The organism is Photobacterium sp. 1_MG-2023, from assembly GCF_030547945.1.
GTDB lineage: Bacteria > Pseudomonadota > Gammaproteobacteria > Enterobacterales > Vibrionaceae > Photobacterium.
Genome location: NZ_JAUORR010000018.1, coordinates 1 through 15,940, shown reverse-complemented (window position 1 = coordinate 15,940; position 15,940 = coordinate 1). Strand labels below are relative to the sequence as shown.

Sequence of the window (15,940 nt, the reverse complement as noted above, 5' to 3'; positions counted from 1 at the left end):
ATGAACTGGAAAAAATCAGAGTGGAAAGGGATATGAATCAGAGATTTGGATGGATCGCAGGACCGATGCGTCTCCGGATAGCCGTGATGATTTTCGCGGGCATGGTGTGGTCTTGTCAGAGTGTTGCACAGGCGGAAACCGTGCCGACTGCTGCACAGAGCTCAGATACTGCGGGGCCAGTATCTGAGGAAGCCCGGACGTTGGATGCGCCTGCGGACCTGCCGGGGAGCGAAGCGGCGCTATCAGAAAAGCAATCACCACAAAGGATACCGTCAGAAGCCGTGCAGCCTGACATGGCCCATCCGGCACAGACCCATGCGGACATGGATTTGTCTCCCATGGGGATGTATCAGGCAGCGGACTGGGTGGTGAAATCTGTGATGATTCTGTTGCTGGTGGCGTCTGTGCTGACCTGGGCGATGGGCGTTGCGAAGCAGTTACAGATTGTCACGGCGAACCGCCATGCGCGCCGGATCCTGCGGACGCTGGTTGCTGCAGACACGCTGGAAGCCGGGGCGGACCACACGCAAACCGGCAAAGGGATGGGCATGGCGCTGCTCCATGCCGCCCGGCATGAACTGGTCTTGTCTGGTCACGGGGCGGCCAGTGATCATGGGATTAAGGAACGGGTTCAGGCCCGGCTGGATCGGGTGCAGGCTTCGGCCGGACGCCAGATGAATCAGGGAACGGGGATCCTGGCGACCGTCGGTTCCGTGGCCCCGTTTGTCGGACTCTTTGGCACGGTGTGGGGCATCATGAATGCGTTTATCGGGATTGCCGAGACCAAAACCACCAATCTGGCTGTGGTTGCCCCCGGGATTGCCGAAGCCTTACTGGCGACGGCCATTGGCTTAGTGGCCGCGATCCCGGCTGTGGTGATTTACAACCATTTCACCCGTGTCATTCAGGGTTATAAAGCGCTGCTGGCGGATATTTCCGTCGCCATTCTGGTGCTGATCAGCCGGGATCTGGATCGCCAATCTTCCGCGGATGTACAGACGGCTGCACCGCAGCCGATGCAGAAAGCGGGGTGAATGATGGCGTTTCAAACCCCGCAAGACAGCGACGAGCTGGTTGAAAACCATGACATTAATGTCACCCCATTCATTGATGTCATGCTGGTGTTGCTGATTATTTTCATGGTGGCGGCGCCGTTGTCGACCGTGAGTGTACCGGTGGATCTGCCCAGCGCGGCCGCAGCGCCGCAACCCATGCCAGACAAACCTTTTTACCTGACCATTCAGAAAGATATGACGCTGACCCTGGGCGAGGAGACAACCGTCCCCTTGGCTGCACTGGCGGATGCGATGGCCGCGACGCTGCCGGACAAGCAACAGCGTATTTATCTGCGCGCGGATCAGTCGCTGACTTACGCGCAGCTGATGCAGGTCATGAATGCCCTCGGGCAGGCCGGATATCTCCACATTGCGCTGATTGGCCTTGAACAACTGAAAGGACAGACTTCATGAGTGATCTGGCCGGATACGACAGCGGTCAGTCCAGAGGGGACGCCAGCCGTCGATGGGTGCTGACGGGCATTGCTGCCAGCCTGTTGCTCCATGGCGGTGCGATGGCAGTGTACGGGTGGAAACCTTCTGTTTCTGTGTCACCAGCGGCACCGGCTGCTGCGCCTGTGGTGGTGTCGCTGGTGATGCCACTGGCCTCGCCAGAAGAGGATGCGAGTGAATTGCCGCCTGCGAAGCAGAAATCACAGCAGACACCTGCAAAGCCGGTTGAAATGGCATCACAGCCGGACGCGCCGCACAGCAAACCCGTTGCCAAATCCCCCCGTCAGGACCCTGTCGCGTTGCCTGTTGCAGCATCGGCATCACCGTTTCGTGCGCAAGCGGAGCCGACAGACACGGCTCTGGCCAATCCCACCGAGAAATCTGTTCAGGAATCTGTTCAGGAAACTGTTCAGGAACCTGTTCAGGAAACTGTTCAGGAAGCGCATGACTCCAAGCCGCCGGAAAAATTAACCGGGCAAACTCAGGTGGCATCCTTGAAACAGCAAGTGAAGCCGGTTCCTGAACCGTTACCGGAAACGATGCAAGACCCAGTGCCAGAATCAGCGGCGAGTGCAAAGATGGCTTCTGCTGCGCAGGCCGCCAGTGCGCCGAAAGGTGTGAAAGCGCCAGAAAAGGCCGAGACAATTGCCGCGCCCATGCAAGGCCAACTGAATCCGCAGGGGGCGCAGCAAAAGCTGACCTGGCAACGTTTGTTGCATGCGCATCTGGAGCAACATAAACAATTTCCCCGTCAGGCCAGGCGATTTGGCCGTCAGGGCGTCCCGGTCGTGGCTTTCACGATGGATCGGCAGGGTCATGTGCTGTCGGTGACACTGGTGAAATCCAGCGGAACCCGTGTGTTAGATAATGAAGCGCAGGCCATGGTACGCAGGGCAGAGCCACTGCCGCTGCCACCGGACAGTCTGGCAGGAGAGCGCCTGACTCTGACCGTCCCGGTGAGTTTCCGGCGTCCGGGCTAATTCGTCCAAGAGCATATACATTCAGGCGTGGCTGGCGCCCAACCCCTTACAGCCAGCTGCTCTCGCAGTAAACGAGGTGTGCTTTCGGCTCCGCCGGGAGGGCAACAGCATTGCCCTGTAAAGCCAGCTGGTATTGTTGCTGGCGCTGCGAGTCTTCAGGCTGCCATTGCTCGGGAAAGTCGGCCTGAAACTGGGCCAGCGTGGTTAGCGCCCGCTCGGGATGCCCCAGTTCATACTGGGCCCGCGCCGTGTAAATGGCTTCCAGCCGTGTGATTGGTCGGCTGGTTCCTACTGCGAGGGCCGCGGCATAATCCCCCTGTTCTAAATGAATACGCATTCTACTGTAGCGGACATAGCTCTGGGTCAGCGGCAGATTGAGTTCTTTCGCCATGCGTCCAGCCCGTTCCAGATGTTGTATCGCCAGTGCTGTCTGGTGCTGATCGGTCGCGATCCAGCCCTGAAATAAGGCAATATTGGCCTGTAACAGGGGGGAAACGCCTTCTTTTTTCAACAGTGCCGTAAATGCCTGATCCGCCCGCACCAGATGATGCGACTGCTGCGGATGTTTCCCCAACCATTGCAAATCGAGCCCCTGATCCATGGCTGCAAAGGCCAGGTAAAATTCACTGTCGAGGAACAACCGCTGCGCGCCAAGCTGTTCCGCCAGAGTTCTGGCTTCTGCAAAATAACCTTCAGCCGCCTCGCCCTGATGGGTCTGCATCAGATAAAACCCCTGATAGATCAACGCGAGGGCGAGCTCATATGGCTGGCCGAGTTCACGATACAGGGCAATCGCATCACTGAGGGACGATTCACGGATGGGCGGCTCGATCTGATCATTCTGGGCAATTGCCAGCAAGGTGGCCGCCTGTCGCGGCCGATCATTGAGCTGGCGGTAAAAATTCAGTGCCTTGAATAGGCGCACCTGATTGGCTGCCAAATCATTGCCGGGGCTTCTTTCCAGACCCACACTGGCCGGGCGACCCAGATAAAATTGCTGATCGGCATCCTGTCGCAGCGCCTGTCCGGTGCCCAGCAGGGCAATCAGCTGTTCGGTCAAACGCTGGTGGCGATGCCAGTCCATCTCATTCCATGCCATCTGAGCCTGTAACTGATACGCCTGAATCAGCAGTTGCGACGCATTGGCCTGCGTTGCGGCCCGGACGGCTTCGGCGGCCAGCGCAGCAGCGTCCGGCGCGCCACGGCGGTAACTCAGCTCACCGAGCCAGTAATGCTGTGCGGCAGACAGGGCCGGGTCTTTGTGGCGCTGCGTGTCTGGCAGAGACTCCAGCCGATGTGATGCCTGTTGCCATTGGCCCAGCAGCACCTCCGTGCCTGCCAGTTGGATCTGCGTCCACAGATTATCCGGTTCCAGAATGTGGGCCGCTTCAAAATATTTCCGGGCTGCCTGTGCGCCTTGAGTCTGTAGCAATGAGCGCCCCTGTGCCAGCGTTTGCACCGCGATGGCCGGGGAGGACTGCGGTTTCTCCTGAGGCTGGCCGGGCTGGAGCAGTCGCTGGAGCTGGTGGCTGACCGAATGCATGGCCGCGGCCAGCTGCGGATAGGTCATGCTGCCCTGCTGCGTCCGGCCATCGGCATAAATGACCTGAAAGGTCAGCAATTGCTGTTGATTGTGCAACCGGACACTTGAAAACAGGGCGGCTTCATAACCCCGTTGCCGGAGCAGTGTCCGGATCTGTGCCGGCAGGGCTGGCCAGCTCAGTTCCGCATCCAAGAGCCAGGCTTTGGCGAGTGCCGGCGGGATCACTGTGAGGGTATTGCGCTGATTGAGCTGTACCGACAGCATGTCGGCCAGCCCGAGCTGCACCCAGTCGAATTCCGCTTTTCCGGTGTCATTGATCATCGGAAAGACCACCAGCCCGGTATTGTGCCGGGCGGTTTCCTGCTGCGCGTCAGGTGCGGGCAAAGGCCAGGGATGGTGAACCAGCCAGAAACCGGCGACGAACAGCAGCGCAGCAACAAGGCCTGAAAGCAGGAGCGGTCTGGCAAAGCGTCGGGGGGGCGTGACAGGCGGCGTCGGCTGTTTTTCTGCGGGCGGTCGCGCGGGTGGTTGCGTGACTGGCTCCTGTGGCTCCAGCGCATGAACCGGGCAGATCCACTGATAGCCCCGCTGCGGAAAAGTGCGGATAAAGTGCGGATTCTGGGCATTGTCGCCCAGCGCTTTTCTGAGTTCACGAATGCTTTGTGTCAGGGAGTTTTCCCGGTATTCACTGTGATCCCACAGTGCCTCCAGCAGGGTGTCTTTGGCGAGCACCTGATCCGGATGGGTCAGTAAATACGTCAGGAGCAGGGACACTTTATGGCGCAGATAGGTTTCGGTCTGACCCGTCGGCGTCTGGTGAAGCAGTTGGCCGGTGTCGGCGTCAAACGTAAATGCAGCAAACTGATAGCTGGCCATAAAGTGTCCGGTTGCGTCTGAAATTCTGAAGCTTCATTGTACGGACAACCCGTCTGAAATCAATCAGATAAAGCGATTAAGCTTGGGTTTTAACTCGTTGATTTCAGATGCTTTATCTTGATTTGATGTCGATTTTACCGCCATTTTAGGTCGATTTGAGAACGCATTTTCAATTGTCCGATATAACGGTTGCATCTTTCACGACAACGGATGTGACCTTTGATGGAAACTGCAATTCAGGCTGCGCTTTTTAGCCAGCAATTCGGGCTGTGGATTGTTGGCGCAGTCTTCCTGGCGGGGCTGTTGACCAGCCTGACTCCCTGTGTGTACCCCATGTTGCCGATCACTGTTTCTGTGGTCGGCAGTCAGGCCCGTGGCCGCAGACAGTCCTTTTTACTCTCCCTCAGTTATGTGGTGGGTCTGGCGGTGGTGTATGCCCTGCTGGGCGTACTGGCGGCGACCACAGGCCAATTGTTTGGCGTGGTGGCTACGCATCCGCTCACGCTGCTGCTGATGGGCGCATTCTGCTTTGCGATGGCGGCCTGGATGCTGGGGTGGCTTCGCTTGCCCGGTCTGTCGCTCAACCTGCCCCTGCCGCGGCTGGTTCGTCATCCGGTGCTCGGTACGTTTCTGGCCGGTGCCTGTTCGGGGCTGGTGATGGCGCCCTGTACCTCGCCGGTTCTGGGCATGCTGCTGATGTACGTGGCGTCTGCCGGAAATGCGTACTGGGCTGCTTTGCTGATGTTTGTGTTCGCGCTGGGCATGAGTGCCCTGCTGGTGCTGGCGGGCACCTTCAGCGGATTACTGACCTCACTGCCACGATCCGGTCAGTGGATGAATCGGGTGAAAGGGCTGATGGCTCTGATCATGGCCGGGGCCGGAACCTTCTTTTTCTTTCAGCTCATATCAATGGAGATCATATGAAAACTTCTGTTTTGTTTCACAAAGGCTGGCAAGCCATGGTCATGGCTTTGGCATTGTCGCTGCCTGCCGTGCAAGCCGCAGAGACGGCGCAAACGGCACCCTTGTTTACGGCAACAACGGTGTCGGGGCAGGCATTTAACCTGGCGGATTATCTGGGCAAGCAGCCGGTATATCTCAAATTCTGGGCGACCTGGTGCAGCTTCTGCAAGGCGGAGATGCCGCATCTGAATGCCATTGACGAGCGGTTTGGCGACAAGATCAAGGTGATTTCGGTCAATGTGGGCTTCAATGATTCGGTGGCCCATATTCAGCAGTTTTTTCATCAGGAAGGGTATGAGATTTCCACCATTTTTGATGCCAATGGGGTGATTACCCAGAAGTATCAGGTCGTGGGCACACCGCACCATATTCTGATCGATAAGGACGGCAACATTGCCTACCGCACTTTTCTGGCGACGGATCAGCTGGATCAGATCATTGAGCAATGGGCTCAGCAGTGAAGTGTTCTACGAATGGAAATGAGAGGATGAACGCATGAAACGAGTCAATTTTTTATACACTTTCTCTGTGCTGGCGTGCCTGCTGAACCCGGCCGTTGCTCAGGCTGAATCGAGTGTGGCTTTGCTGGAACAGCAGCAAACGATCGCGGGCAAGCCGATCGCGCTGTCTGATCAGACCCGGACTCATCTGGTGTTTCTGGATATCTGGACCAGTTATGCCGGTGAGGGGGCAGAAACCTTTGTCGCTCAGTTACCGGCATCATTCCGGCAATCCACTCAGCAGATCTGGATCCAGCCGGAGTTTAATGTGACGCGCGCGCAACTGCAGGAATTTCAGAGTTATTACCCGCAAGTCGCACCGCTGGTGCTGGATCCTCAGCAAACGCTGCTCAAGCAGTTCGGCTTCTGGCAAACCCCGGCACATGTGCTGATTGAGCACGGCAAAGTGGTGTTTTCGGGCGGGAATGAGGCCTTGCTGGCTTATCTGAACCCAGAAAAAAAGGCTGAAGCGCCCCCGAAACGGGATGCAGAAACCGATGCCTGGAAAGTCGTCCGGCCACCAGCGGAATCTGAAAGTATGACGCGTCAGCCAGCGAAAAAGCCTGCACCATATGTGGTGCCGCAGGTCGGTGCTGAGGCGCCCCGGTTTGAGCGCCAGACCCTCTCTGATCAGACGGTGTCGCTGAAGGAATTATTGCAACAGAGCAAAGGCAAGCAACCCGTCTCTCTGGTCTTTGTGGATGCCCTGTGCCCGATGCCGCACTTCCCCGGATGTGAGGCAAAACTGGCGGCCTGGCAGGATCAGGTGGCCACGGATCCTTCCCGTCAGTGGGTGGGCGTGATCAGTGGCTATTATATTGATGCTGGGATTGCCGCGGGTTTTGCGGAAAAATTTGGTCTGACGGCGCCGCTGATCTTTGATACGGACAATGCGCTGTACAAAGCCTATGGCGTCCATGCCACGCCGTATCAGATTGATGTCGGGCCGCAAGGCCGGATCCAGTATCGCGGCGATCAGCTGCGCTGATACCGGTGGGATTGTTCGTTATAGCTGGCGATGAAACAGCGTGGCCAAACGGGCAATCAGCGGGTCGATGGCATCGGACGCCACATTGCCAAAGCCGAGCACCGCACCTTGCCAGTCTCTGGTGCGGTGTGCCGGGTGCTCGTAGTCACTCATGGGTCGCAGCACGATCCCGGCGGCTTCTGCCTGCTGCGCCCAGTCATCTTCACTGATCCCGCCCTGCCACCTGAGCGTGATGTGCAGTCCGGCTGGCTGGCTGATCACGTCAACCTGATCCCCGAAAAAGCGGCTGATGGCATCCAGCATCAAGCGGTGTTTGTCTTTGTAAAGCCGACGCATTTTGCGGATATGGCGCAGCAAATCGCCTTCCTGAATAAAATCGGCCAGTGCGGCCTGCGTGTGTGCTTGGGTGTCGCCGGTCAGCGCATCTTTGATCATCAGACACCGCTCAACCAGCGATTCCGGCACCACCAGATAGCCCAGCCGCAGGCTGTTGAACATGACCTTGCTGAACGAGCCGACATAGAGGATCTGATCATCACAGCCCATCTGACCGGCCAGCCCCTGCAGACTGGTATAAGGCCGGTGGGCAAACTGAAATTCGCTGTCGTAGTCATCTTCGATGATCCAGTGTTTACCCTGAACTGCCCAGTCAATCAGCTTCAGCCGCTGCTCTGTGTTCAGGGTTGTGCCCATCGGGTATTGATTACTGGGGGTGAGATAGAGCGCCTCAGCCTCACTGTTCAGGACGGAGTGAACGTCCAGCCCCTGATATGGTTCTATGCTGAGCGCTTGTAACTGATAACCTTGCCAATCGATGATCTTGCGCATCTGCTTATAGCCGGGCTGCTCCATCAGGATTCGGTCATCCCGCCTGAGTGTTGCCAGCAGTGCCAGTGACAGCGCCTGCTGCGCTCCGGCAGTAATAATGATCCGGTCGGGATTGCAGTGCACCGATCGACTGGTCGCCAGATAATCCGACAGCGCCTGACGCAGCACAGCTAACCCCTGAAGATCCTGATTTCCCATCAGAGACTGCCGACCAGCGTGGCGCTGCAACAAGCTTTGCCATTTGGCTGCGGGAAAGGCGGCCAGATCCGGCACACCGGGTGCAAAAGGGGCGTTCAGAGCCAAGGCTTGCGCGGCGGCTGGCGGCTTGCGGTCGGCCCGCGGCGGTTGCGCCGTCAGATAGTGTTCCGGCAGATCAACCGACACGTAAAACCCCGAGCCCACCCGGCTTTCGATGTAGCCCTCGGCGACCAGTTGTTCATAGGCCGCCGTGACAGTATTGCGGCTCAGGGATAACTCATCAGCCAGTTTGCGCGTTGACGGCAATTTCCCGCCCATTGGCCACAAACTGCCGACAATTTTGTCGCGGATCGCGTGAAAGAGCCGCTCCTGGTGCGTACCCGAACCGCCAGTGAGCGACAGATCGCCGGTTTCTATCAGTGTTGGAGACAACAAAGCCAAGTTCAGTCCACCTCTTTATGCCCATTGATGATCAGAGTTTGACCTCTTGGCGCCATATTACGACATATCAAAACACATAAATGAAGCCAACACCGATTTCCGCTTCGTAATTATTTCGGGAGATTGGGCTGTCGCTCACGTCACTCCCATAGACTTCATAAAGCGCCTCACCGAAGACCTGCCAGTTCTCGTTCAAGTAATTCCGGTAGTTCACATTCACACCCGTTGATCTGTACCCGCTATCCACATCGGTTTCCGGAAGGCCTGAATTGATGGATTGCTGTGTGTTGATACCAAAGTCCCGGTTGGCGAGCTTACCATCGTGGAAAGTGACCACAGCGCCTAATTCCCAGCCAGTACCGTTAGGCTGGCAAGCCAGACAAGTGCCTGCGCCGAAAATCCCGAGGGTACCAATTTCTCCTGTTAATACGCGACCATCTAAAAAGTAACGCCAGTCTTCTGCAAGGGCATAGCGCGTTTCCAGCAGCAATGTGCCCCCAGAATCCGATTCGCCTAACCCATCCAGCCGGCCATCTTCTGAATCACCTTCTTCACGGCCTTCCTCGTAACCTAAAGCCGTTTGAACCAACCAGTTATCCTTCACCAAAGTTCGCCAGCCAATGGCCAGACCGGACCAGTAAAAAAGATGGTCGCCAGTTCGCCACTGCACTCCCACAGCCGGCTCGACCTCAAGCTCAAACTCGTCTGAGCCCTCATAAGCCGACTCATATTCAATGCTGAGCCCAAGCCCAACCCCCCAACCATCACCATCTGTAAAATCGTCGAGTGAGGGAAGCGGAGCGAGAGGAGTTCTTGTTTCTGCCGCATTGACCGAACCAAAACAGGATAGCGCGCCAAGCAATGCGACAACTTGAAGGGGGATTTTTTTCATAGTGTCTTGTCCTGTAAAGCCGATGGCGTTGATACGACGAACATTTCGCTCTGATAGGAAGATAGCTCAGTTTGCGCCATGCAGCATGACTCGTCCTTGTGACGTGACCATATTCTGAAGATTTTCACAGGTCTAACTGGTCCAGTCATTTTGATAAAACTGGCTCTGAAAATCATACCGGTTTGCCGGTACATTTGCAGAATCATGTGAGACGCAATGACAGCAGGGACAGTGATGCTATCGACAAGTAAGAGAACAGAAATCAAAAAAGGGGCCCACAAGGCGGTGTTCGAACAGGAAAAACTGTATCAGATCATTGATGAATGCCTGGTGGCGCATGTGGCGATTCAGGAAGCGCAAGGGCCTGTGGTGATCCCGATGCTGGCGTGGCGGGTGGGGGATTTTGTTTATATTCACGGCGCCAACAACAGCCGTTTGCTGCGCACACTCAAGCAGGCGGCGCAAACCTGTTTAACCTTTACGCTGTTCGATGGCTGGGTGCTGGCGCGGTCGGCGTTCAATCACAGTGCGCATTACCGTTCGGCTGTGGTGTTCGGCCAGTTTGAGGTGATAGAGGACAAGGCTGAAAAAGATCAGGTGCTGAACCATTTTGTCGAGCAGATTGCCCCCGGAAGAACGCAGGCTATCCGGCTGAGCAACCCAAAAGAGCTGGCGGCGACCACTGTACTGCGGATGCCGCTGAATGAAGCTTCGGTGAAAATCAGCAATAAAGAGGTGGGCGACGATCCGGCTGATCTGGATTTGCCGGTGTGGGCCGGATTTATTCCGTACCGGACTGTGGTTGGCCCGCTGAAGGCCACGGCGGGCTTACACGCGTCGATCCCGACACCCGACTACAGTGCCGCTTACGGAGCACGCTGGGAAAACTAAGGGAAGGCGCCCTCTCAGTGAGAGGGCGGCTTTGATTACTCTTTTGCCTGCTGCTGCTCGTCGTTTTCTTCTTCTTCCATGTTCCACGGCAGGATGCCGGGCGAGACGTGCAGAAAATGCAGGTAGTTTTCAAACTGATCCAGAATGTCGGAAATAATATCCTGCTGTTCATAGCCGTAAACATCATAAGCCCGGCCGCCGCGGCGCAGGAAGACTTCTGCCCGGTAATAATGCTCCGGATCTTCCGGATCATGATCGGTTTCCGGGAAGGCAAAATCAGGCAGCAGGTAGCCTCTCAGTCTGACTTCGTACAGAAATTCCAGCTTCCCTTCCTGATACACCTCAAACTTGGCCCGGCCTTGCTCGTCATCATAAATGACTTCGGCCACCCAGCCTTGCTGCTCAAGCTCCTGCTCTACTTTCTGCATGCTTGGGTAGACTGTCTTCTGAATAAAACCGGAGACTTCTTCGCGTCCGGGGAAGTCGACAATGTTGGCCAGACGTTTTTTCCAGTAGCCCGGTCCGGTTTTTCCGCCGCTCTGGCGCGATCGGGATTGCACGTGCTGCTCCAGACTCTGACTGTGATGGCTTTCAATCACCAGTGCCCGCCACATGCCGACGGCCGCGATCAGCATGATGATGGCGAAGGGCAGGGCACTGACAATGGACGCCGTTTGCAGGGCACTGAGGCCACCGGCCAGCAAGAGCACAGCCGCGACCAGCCCTTCCATGGATGCCCAGAAGACCCGTTGCCACGCGGGGGTATGGGCAACGCCGCCGGAAGCCAGCGAGTCGATCACCAGTGAACCGGAGTCTGACGAGGTCACAAAGAAGGTGATGATCAGCAGAACGGTAATAAAGGAAACGATCGAGGTCAGGGGTAACTGTTCCAGTAACTTGAACAGTGCAATCGCCTGATCGTTCTGCACTTCCTCAATCAGCTGGGTGTAGCCCTCGACCATGATCATATGGAGCGCGGTATCGCCGAATACAGAGAACCACAGGAAAGTGAAGATAGTCGGCACCACCATCACCCCGACCACAAACTGGCGGATGGTGCGGCCGCGGCTGATTTTCGCCACGAAGAGCCCGACAAAAGGGGCCCAGGCTATGGTCCAGCCGAAGATAAACAGGGTCCAGTTCCCAATCCAGTCGCTGGCCGTATACGCCTGAAGGTTAAAGGTCCGTTCGACAATATTGCTCAGGTAACTGCCGGTATTCTGCATGAAAGTATTGAGAATGAAGACGGTTGGCCCGACGGCGAACACAAACAGCATGAGCGATATTGCCAGCACCATATTCAGGATCGACAGACGCTTGACCCCTTTATCCATCCCGGCAACCACAGAGAATATTGCCAGTGCGGTGATCACCACAATCGCAATGATTTGCACTGTGGTATTGACCGGTATCGACGGCCAGAGGTAATTGAGCCCGGCATTGATCTGCGCCACCGAAAGCCCCAGTGTGGTGGCAATCCCGAACAGGGTGCCCAGGATGGCAAAGATATCCACGGTATGGCCAATCGGGCCGTGGATTTTTTCGCCGATGAGCGGATACAGGGTCGAGCGCATGGATAACGGCAGGCCGTGACGAAAGGCGAAATAGGCCAGCGTCAGCCCGACCAGGCCGTAAATGGCCCAGATGTGAAATCCCCAGTGGAAAAACGCAATCTGCATCGCCTGCCGGGCGGCATCCACTGTCATGGCCGGGCCATCAGGCGGCGAGGCATAGTGTAGCACAGGTTCGGCCACGCCAAAGAACAGCAGGGCGATCCCGTAACCTGCGGAAAACAGCATGGCGAACCAGGCCGGAAAACTGTACTCCGGCTCGGCGTGGTCGGGCCCGAGTTTGATTTCTCCCCATTTGGTCAGCGCCACTGTGACGATAAAAAACAGAAAGATCGCGACCGATAACATATAGAACCAGCCGAAACTCTGGGTCACGTAGCTCAGGGTTTCTGAGAAAACTTTCCCGGCGAGAGTCGGGTTACTGATGGTGCCGATGACCATCAGTAAAATGACGGCCACGGCGGGAATGAAAACAGGGATCAGGATTGTTGAATGGCGCTGCGGTTTTTCTTCTGTCGGGGTTTCTGCTGACATAGTTTCACTCCACGATTCAAACCTTGTCCCCAAGTATGGCATACGTGACGGTTTGCATCTGAGTGATGCTAAAGGCACAAGTGTCGTCTGGCACTTGTGCGGAATCTTACGGCCGGTTCACCAGATGAAAGCCCGGGCTTTGGCGGTGCTGTTCCAGTTTTTCCTTTCCTCATCCGTTCGATGCCCTTGTCCCTGATTTAACTCATTCGTCAAAACATCCGCCTTATTCATGAGCGTTTCGTTTATTTTGGCTGCTGAGAGAAGGTCGAATGCAAGACAATAACATGGCAAATAATGAATTTCTTTGGTCGAAAATCAGAAGCTTACTGGGCGTGACGATCGCGACCATCGGCTGCTTTTTCTTCTGCATCCAGGCTTATCAGAATTTTGCTGCCTCTTTTCAATTTACGACGACCACGACGGCCTACACTTATGTCGCGATGTCGCTGGGTTCGGCATTGATTGCAATTCCTTTCTTCCTGTATGCCGTGAAATCACTGCTGTCATTTTTGGGAAAACGCTAGTCGCCGGACAAAATCTTCACATCATCGAAGCCAGTTCACTGTCTCAGATTGAACTGGCTTTTCTGCAATCTCTCCCTCTCATCTGACAGACATGCGTCCCTGCGGGCGTTCTGTCTTCACTTGTGATGACGTTTTGAAAATTCGAGACTTTGGTTGTGTTTCTACCATTGGGGCGCTGTGTCATGACCGGATTTTCCCCGGACCATACGGTGAATCCAGCGGTCGACTTTGGGGAGAACTAAATTCCCCAAAAGTATTTATTTCGGGGTAAATAGTCTCGAATGCGATGTAACACATGTTTTGAAAAATTTTGTTGTCGCTATTTTATGCACTTATCGAATTCCTTATCTACGCTTTTGATTGCTCGTTTCAAATGTTCACATTTTTGTCATAACGCTGTTTATTGGCGCATAAGAACACAACAAAAGATGGAAAGATGATATGAATAAAAAGCATTTGGCAATTGCAGTGGCAGCTGCATTCTATGGATCTCAGGCAGTCGCAGTCGAGTTGTACAATGAAGGGGACACCACCTTCTCCGTTGGTGGTCATGTTTCTGTCGGCTTAGGCGGTTCTGAGGAAGGTGAAACTGAAGTACAGCAAGTCTCTCCGCGCATCAACGTGAATGCGACGCAGGATATCGGGAATGGTTATACCGCAGATGCGAAAGGCGAATGGGCCCTGAATTATCTGGAAGGGGGCGAAGAAACCTTCACCACGCGTTTGGGTTACATTGGGGTCACGCATAATACTTACGGCCGCACTGTCGTTGGTACCCAATGGTCGCCATACTACGACGGCGCAGGCATTGCCGATTTGCCTATCGCCTTTGCGAACGATTTCCTGTACGACGATCAAGGCCCGCTGGGCACTGCCCGTGCCGAGCGGATGATCTCTTATTTCAATGCGCTCAACCTGAATGAAGCCGGTGAATTGATTTTTGGCTTGGGCTGGCAGGGAACGACGACCGGAGAAACCTGGAATGGCGTGGATACTGAATATGATGACCGTTTCCAGCTTCTGTTGCATTACGACATCATGGGCTTTGGTCTGAACTATGCGTTCAGCTCAGGTGATTTTCAAGCAGGCGCACTAGACGAAACGGCACAATCGAATATGTTCAGTGCCAATTACGGTGACTACGGTGATGGCTTGTACGTGGCGCTTGTGTATGCCATGAACGAATACATGAACCAGGGCCTGGAAGAATCGGTTGCGATTGAAGCGCTGCTGGCGTACGCACTTCCGAATAGTCTGAACCTGAGTGTGAACTACGAATCAGTTGAGGACGACAAGAATAACAACACCATTTTCAGTCAGTCGGCGCTGCAGGCGGAATATAACTTTACGTCAAGCTTCGTTGGATTTGCGGGTTATCAGTTTGATCTCGGCAACGATATCAATGTCCCTGAAGATGATAAGTGGATTTTCGGTATGCGTTACTACCTGTAACGTGTTCGGTAAACCCATCCAAGACAGCGCCGCGGGGAGACCTGCGGCGCTTTTTTTTGTCAGATCAAATGGCATCCAGAGGCCGTTTGTGATTGACTGCGCCACGATACGAAGCAACAGACTTGCTGACAGCCGCCCGGCCTTGGGACTTCTCTGCATCCCGGTACTTTTCTCAGCATGATACAGACCCCTTTTATGTGTCAGATGATTCTGAACGCGTGGCGTCTTGCTGAGGGAGAATATTGGTTTCTGGTCCTTCCTGCTGCTCTAATACCAATCGCAGTCAATCATTGGTCATCCTAGTTTGTTCAATGGTTCGATAACTGCGTTAGATTTTTTGATTGTAGAATCAGGACTTATCTTAAAAACCTGCCTTTTTTCAAACATTTCCCTGCGCTACTTTTGATCATTGACTTACTTTGATTGGTATCAATGATTGTTCTTGCGTATTGCACCGGCATAAAAAAACCCGACGATGACGTCGGGTTTCGTATTTTCAGAAGGTCTGACTTACGCCAGCAGCTCTTTCGCGGTGCTGACCACGTTTTCAGTGGTGAAGCCGAACAGCTTGAACAGTTCGCCAGCCGGTGCAGATTCACCGAAGCTGGTCATGCCGATGATGCGGCCGTCAAAACCAACGTACTTGTACCAGAAATCTGCGATACCCGCTTCAATGGCGATACGGGCAGTCACATCTGATGGCAGCACAGATTCGCGGTAAGCCGCGTCTTGCTTGTCGAATGCATCGGTTGATGGCATGGACACCACACGAACCTGCTTGCCCTCGGCACTCAGTTCAGCCGCTGCGTTCACCGCCAGTTCCACTTCAGAACCGGTGGCAATCAGGATCAGCTCAGGCTTGCCTGCGCAGTCTTTCAGGATGTAACCACCCTTGGCGATATCTGCAACCTGCGCGTCGTTACGTTCCTGCTGAGCCAGGTTCTGACGCGAGAAGATCAGCGCGGTTGGCGCATCTTTCCGCTCGATGGCCAGTTTCCAGGCCACGGCAGACTCAACCTGATCACAGGGACGCCAGGTGCTCATGTTCGGGGTCAGACGCAGCGAAGCCATTTGCTCAACTGGCTGGTGCGTTGGACCGTCTTCACCCAGACCGATGGAATCATGGGTGTACACCTGGATGTTCTGCACTTTCATCAGCGCAGCCATTCGCATCGCGTTCCGGGCATATTCCATGAACATCAGGAAAGTAGCGCCGTAAGGCACGAAACCGCCGTGCAGGGCGATACCGTT

At 55.2% G+C, this 15,940-nt stretch carries 14 protein-coding genes; 9 read left to right on the top strand and 5 right to left on the bottom strand.

Annotated elements, in window-relative coordinates:
* Nucleotides 1-32: 32 nt before the first annotated feature.
* Genes exbB through Q4579_RS15350 form a run of 3 tightly spaced genes read left to right on the top strand, consistent with a single transcriptional unit; the run spans nt 33 to nt 2,488 of the window.
* Nucleotides 33-1,034 (top strand): tonB-system energizer ExbB, encoded by a 1,002-nt coding sequence (exbB, locus tag Q4579_RS15360; protein WP_303565428.1) that lies wholly within the window; start codon nt 33-35, stop codon nt 1,032-1,034.
* Nucleotides 1,035-1,037: 3 nt separating this feature from the next.
* Complete coding sequence (exbD, locus tag Q4579_RS15355; RefSeq protein ID WP_303565427.1) at nt 1,038-1,469, top strand: TonB system transport protein ExbD; 432 nt, start codon at nt 1,038-1,040, stop codon at nt 1,467-1,469.
* On the top strand, nt 1,466-2,488 hold the full coding sequence (locus tag Q4579_RS15350; protein WP_303565425.1) for an energy transducer TonB: 1,023 nt from the start codon (nt 1,466-1,468) through the stop codon (nt 2,486-2,488). Before exbD ends, Q4579_RS15350 begins: the two co-directional genes overlap by 4 nt.
* Before the next feature lie 46 nt (nt 2,489-2,534).
* Here Q4579_RS15350 and Q4579_RS15345 read toward each other — a convergent pair whose 3' ends face one another.
* On the bottom strand, nt 2,535-4,907 hold the full coding sequence (locus tag Q4579_RS15345; protein ID WP_303565423.1) for a winged helix-turn-helix domain-containing protein: 2,373 nt from the start codon (nt 4,905-4,907) through the stop codon (nt 2,535-2,537).
* Nucleotides 4,908-5,129: 222 nt separating this feature from the next.
* Between Q4579_RS15345 and Q4579_RS15340 the strand changes: the two genes are divergently transcribed.
* Genes Q4579_RS15340 through Q4579_RS15330 form a run of 3 tightly spaced genes read left to right on the top strand, consistent with a single transcriptional unit; the run spans nt 5,130 to nt 7,358 of the window.
* Nucleotides 5,130-5,831, top strand: a complete 702-nt coding sequence (locus tag Q4579_RS15340; RefSeq protein WP_303565421.1) for a cytochrome c biogenesis protein CcdA — start codon at nt 5,130-5,132, stop codon at nt 5,829-5,831.
* Nucleotides 5,828-6,331 (top strand): TlpA disulfide reductase family protein, encoded by a 504-nt coding sequence (locus tag Q4579_RS15335; RefSeq protein ID WP_303565419.1) that lies wholly within the window; start codon nt 5,828-5,830, stop codon nt 6,329-6,331. Before Q4579_RS15340 ends, Q4579_RS15335 begins: the two co-directional genes overlap by 4 nt.
* A gap of 34 nt (nt 6,332-6,365) precedes the next feature.
* On the top strand, nt 6,366-7,358 hold the full coding sequence (locus Q4579_RS15330) for a redoxin domain-containing protein (protein WP_303565417.1): 993 nt from the start codon (nt 6,366-6,368) through the stop codon (nt 7,356-7,358).
* 18 nt (nt 7,359-7,376) lie between these two features.
* Here Q4579_RS15330 and Q4579_RS15325 read toward each other — a convergent pair whose 3' ends face one another.
* Both Q4579_RS15325 and Q4579_RS15320 read right to left on the bottom strand, forming a co-directional pair.
* A complete protein-coding gene (locus Q4579_RS15325; RefSeq protein ID WP_303565502.1) occupies nt 7,377-8,804 on the bottom strand; it encodes a PLP-dependent aminotransferase family protein in 1,428 nt (475 codons plus the stop codon).
* Nucleotides 8,805-8,892: 88 nt separating this feature from the next.
* Nucleotides 8,893-9,717, bottom strand: coding sequence for a MipA/OmpV family protein (locus Q4579_RS15320; protein ID WP_303565415.1), 825 nt, complete (start codon nt 9,715-9,717; stop codon nt 8,893-8,895).
* Between the two features lie 234 nt (nt 9,718-9,951).
* Between Q4579_RS15320 and Q4579_RS15315 the strand changes: the two genes are divergently transcribed.
* Entirely contained in the window at nt 9,952-10,608 is a 657-nt protein-coding gene (locus tag Q4579_RS15315) for a pyridoxamine 5'-phosphate oxidase family protein (RefSeq protein ID WP_303565413.1), read from the top strand.
* Nucleotides 10,609-10,643: 35 nt separating this feature from the next.
* Here Q4579_RS15315 and Q4579_RS15310 read toward each other — a convergent pair whose 3' ends face one another.
* Nucleotides 10,644-12,713 carry a BCCT family transporter gene (locus Q4579_RS15310; protein ID WP_303565411.1) on the bottom strand — a complete coding sequence of 690 codons (2,070 nt, stop codon included), beginning with the start codon at nt 12,711-12,713 and terminating at the stop codon, nt 10,644-10,646.
* A 269-nt stretch (nt 12,714-12,982) separates the two neighbouring features.
* Between Q4579_RS15310 and Q4579_RS15305 the strand changes: the two genes are divergently transcribed.
* Nucleotides 12,983-13,237: a hypothetical protein gene (locus tag Q4579_RS15305; RefSeq protein ID WP_211647038.1), complete on the top strand. Its 255-nt coding sequence runs from the start codon at nt 12,983-12,985 to the stop codon at nt 13,235-13,237.
* Nucleotides 13,238-13,678: 441 nt separating this feature from the next.
* On the top strand, nt 13,679-14,689 hold the full coding sequence (locus Q4579_RS15300) for a porin (RefSeq protein WP_303565409.1): 1,011 nt from the start codon (nt 13,679-13,681) through the stop codon (nt 14,687-14,689).
* Between the two features lie 510 nt (nt 14,690-15,199).
* Here Q4579_RS15300 and Q4579_RS15295 read toward each other — a convergent pair.
* Nucleotides 15,200-15,940, bottom strand: a 741-nt coding sequence (locus Q4579_RS15295) for a transketolase C-terminal domain-containing protein (protein WP_303565407.1), incomplete at its 5' end; no start/stop codon positions are given.

What these genes read in the sequence shown, in the direction of transcription:
- Q4579_RS15340 (WP_303565421.1), top strand. Translation starts at nt 5,130, where the DNA reads ATGGAAACTGCAATTCAGGCTGCGCTTTTTAGCCAGCAATTCGGGCTG.
- exbD (WP_303565427.1), top strand. Translation starts at nt 1,038, where the DNA reads ATGGCGTTTCAAACCCCGCAAGACAGCGACGAGCTGGTTGAAAACCAT.
- Q4579_RS15300 (WP_303565409.1), top strand. Translation starts at nt 13,679, where the DNA reads ATGAATAAAAAGCATTTGGCAATTGCAGTGGCAGCTGCATTCTATGGA.
- Q4579_RS15335 (WP_303565419.1), top strand. Translation starts at nt 5,828, where the DNA reads ATGAAAACTTCTGTTTTGTTTCACAAAGGCTGGCAAGCCATGGTCATG.
- Q4579_RS15345 (WP_303565423.1), bottom strand. Translation starts at nt 4,907, where the DNA reads ATGGCCAGCTATCAGTTTGCTGCATTTACGTTTGACGCCGACACCGGC.
- Q4579_RS15350 (WP_303565425.1), top strand. Translation starts at nt 1,466, where the DNA reads ATGAGTGATCTGGCCGGATACGACAGCGGTCAGTCCAGAGGGGACGCC.
- Q4579_RS15315 (WP_303565413.1), top strand. Translation starts at nt 9,952, where the DNA reads ATGCTATCGACAAGTAAGAGAACAGAAATCAAAAAAGGGGCCCACAAG.
- Q4579_RS15305 (WP_211647038.1), top strand. Translation starts at nt 12,983, where the DNA reads ATGCAAGACAATAACATGGCAAATAATGAATTTCTTTGGTCGAAAATC.
- Q4579_RS15320 (WP_303565415.1), bottom strand. Translation starts at nt 9,717, where the DNA reads ATGAAAAAAATCCCCCTTCAAGTTGTCGCATTGCTTGGCGCGCTATCC.
- Q4579_RS15330 (WP_303565417.1), top strand. Translation starts at nt 6,366, where the DNA reads ATGAAACGAGTCAATTTTTTATACACTTTCTCTGTGCTGGCGTGCCTG.
- Q4579_RS15310 (WP_303565411.1), bottom strand. Translation starts at nt 12,713, where the DNA reads ATGTCAGCAGAAACCCCGACAGAAGAAAAACCGCAGCGCCATTCAACA.
- exbB (WP_303565428.1), top strand. Translation starts at nt 33, where the DNA reads ATGAATCAGAGATTTGGATGGATCGCAGGACCGATGCGTCTCCGGATA.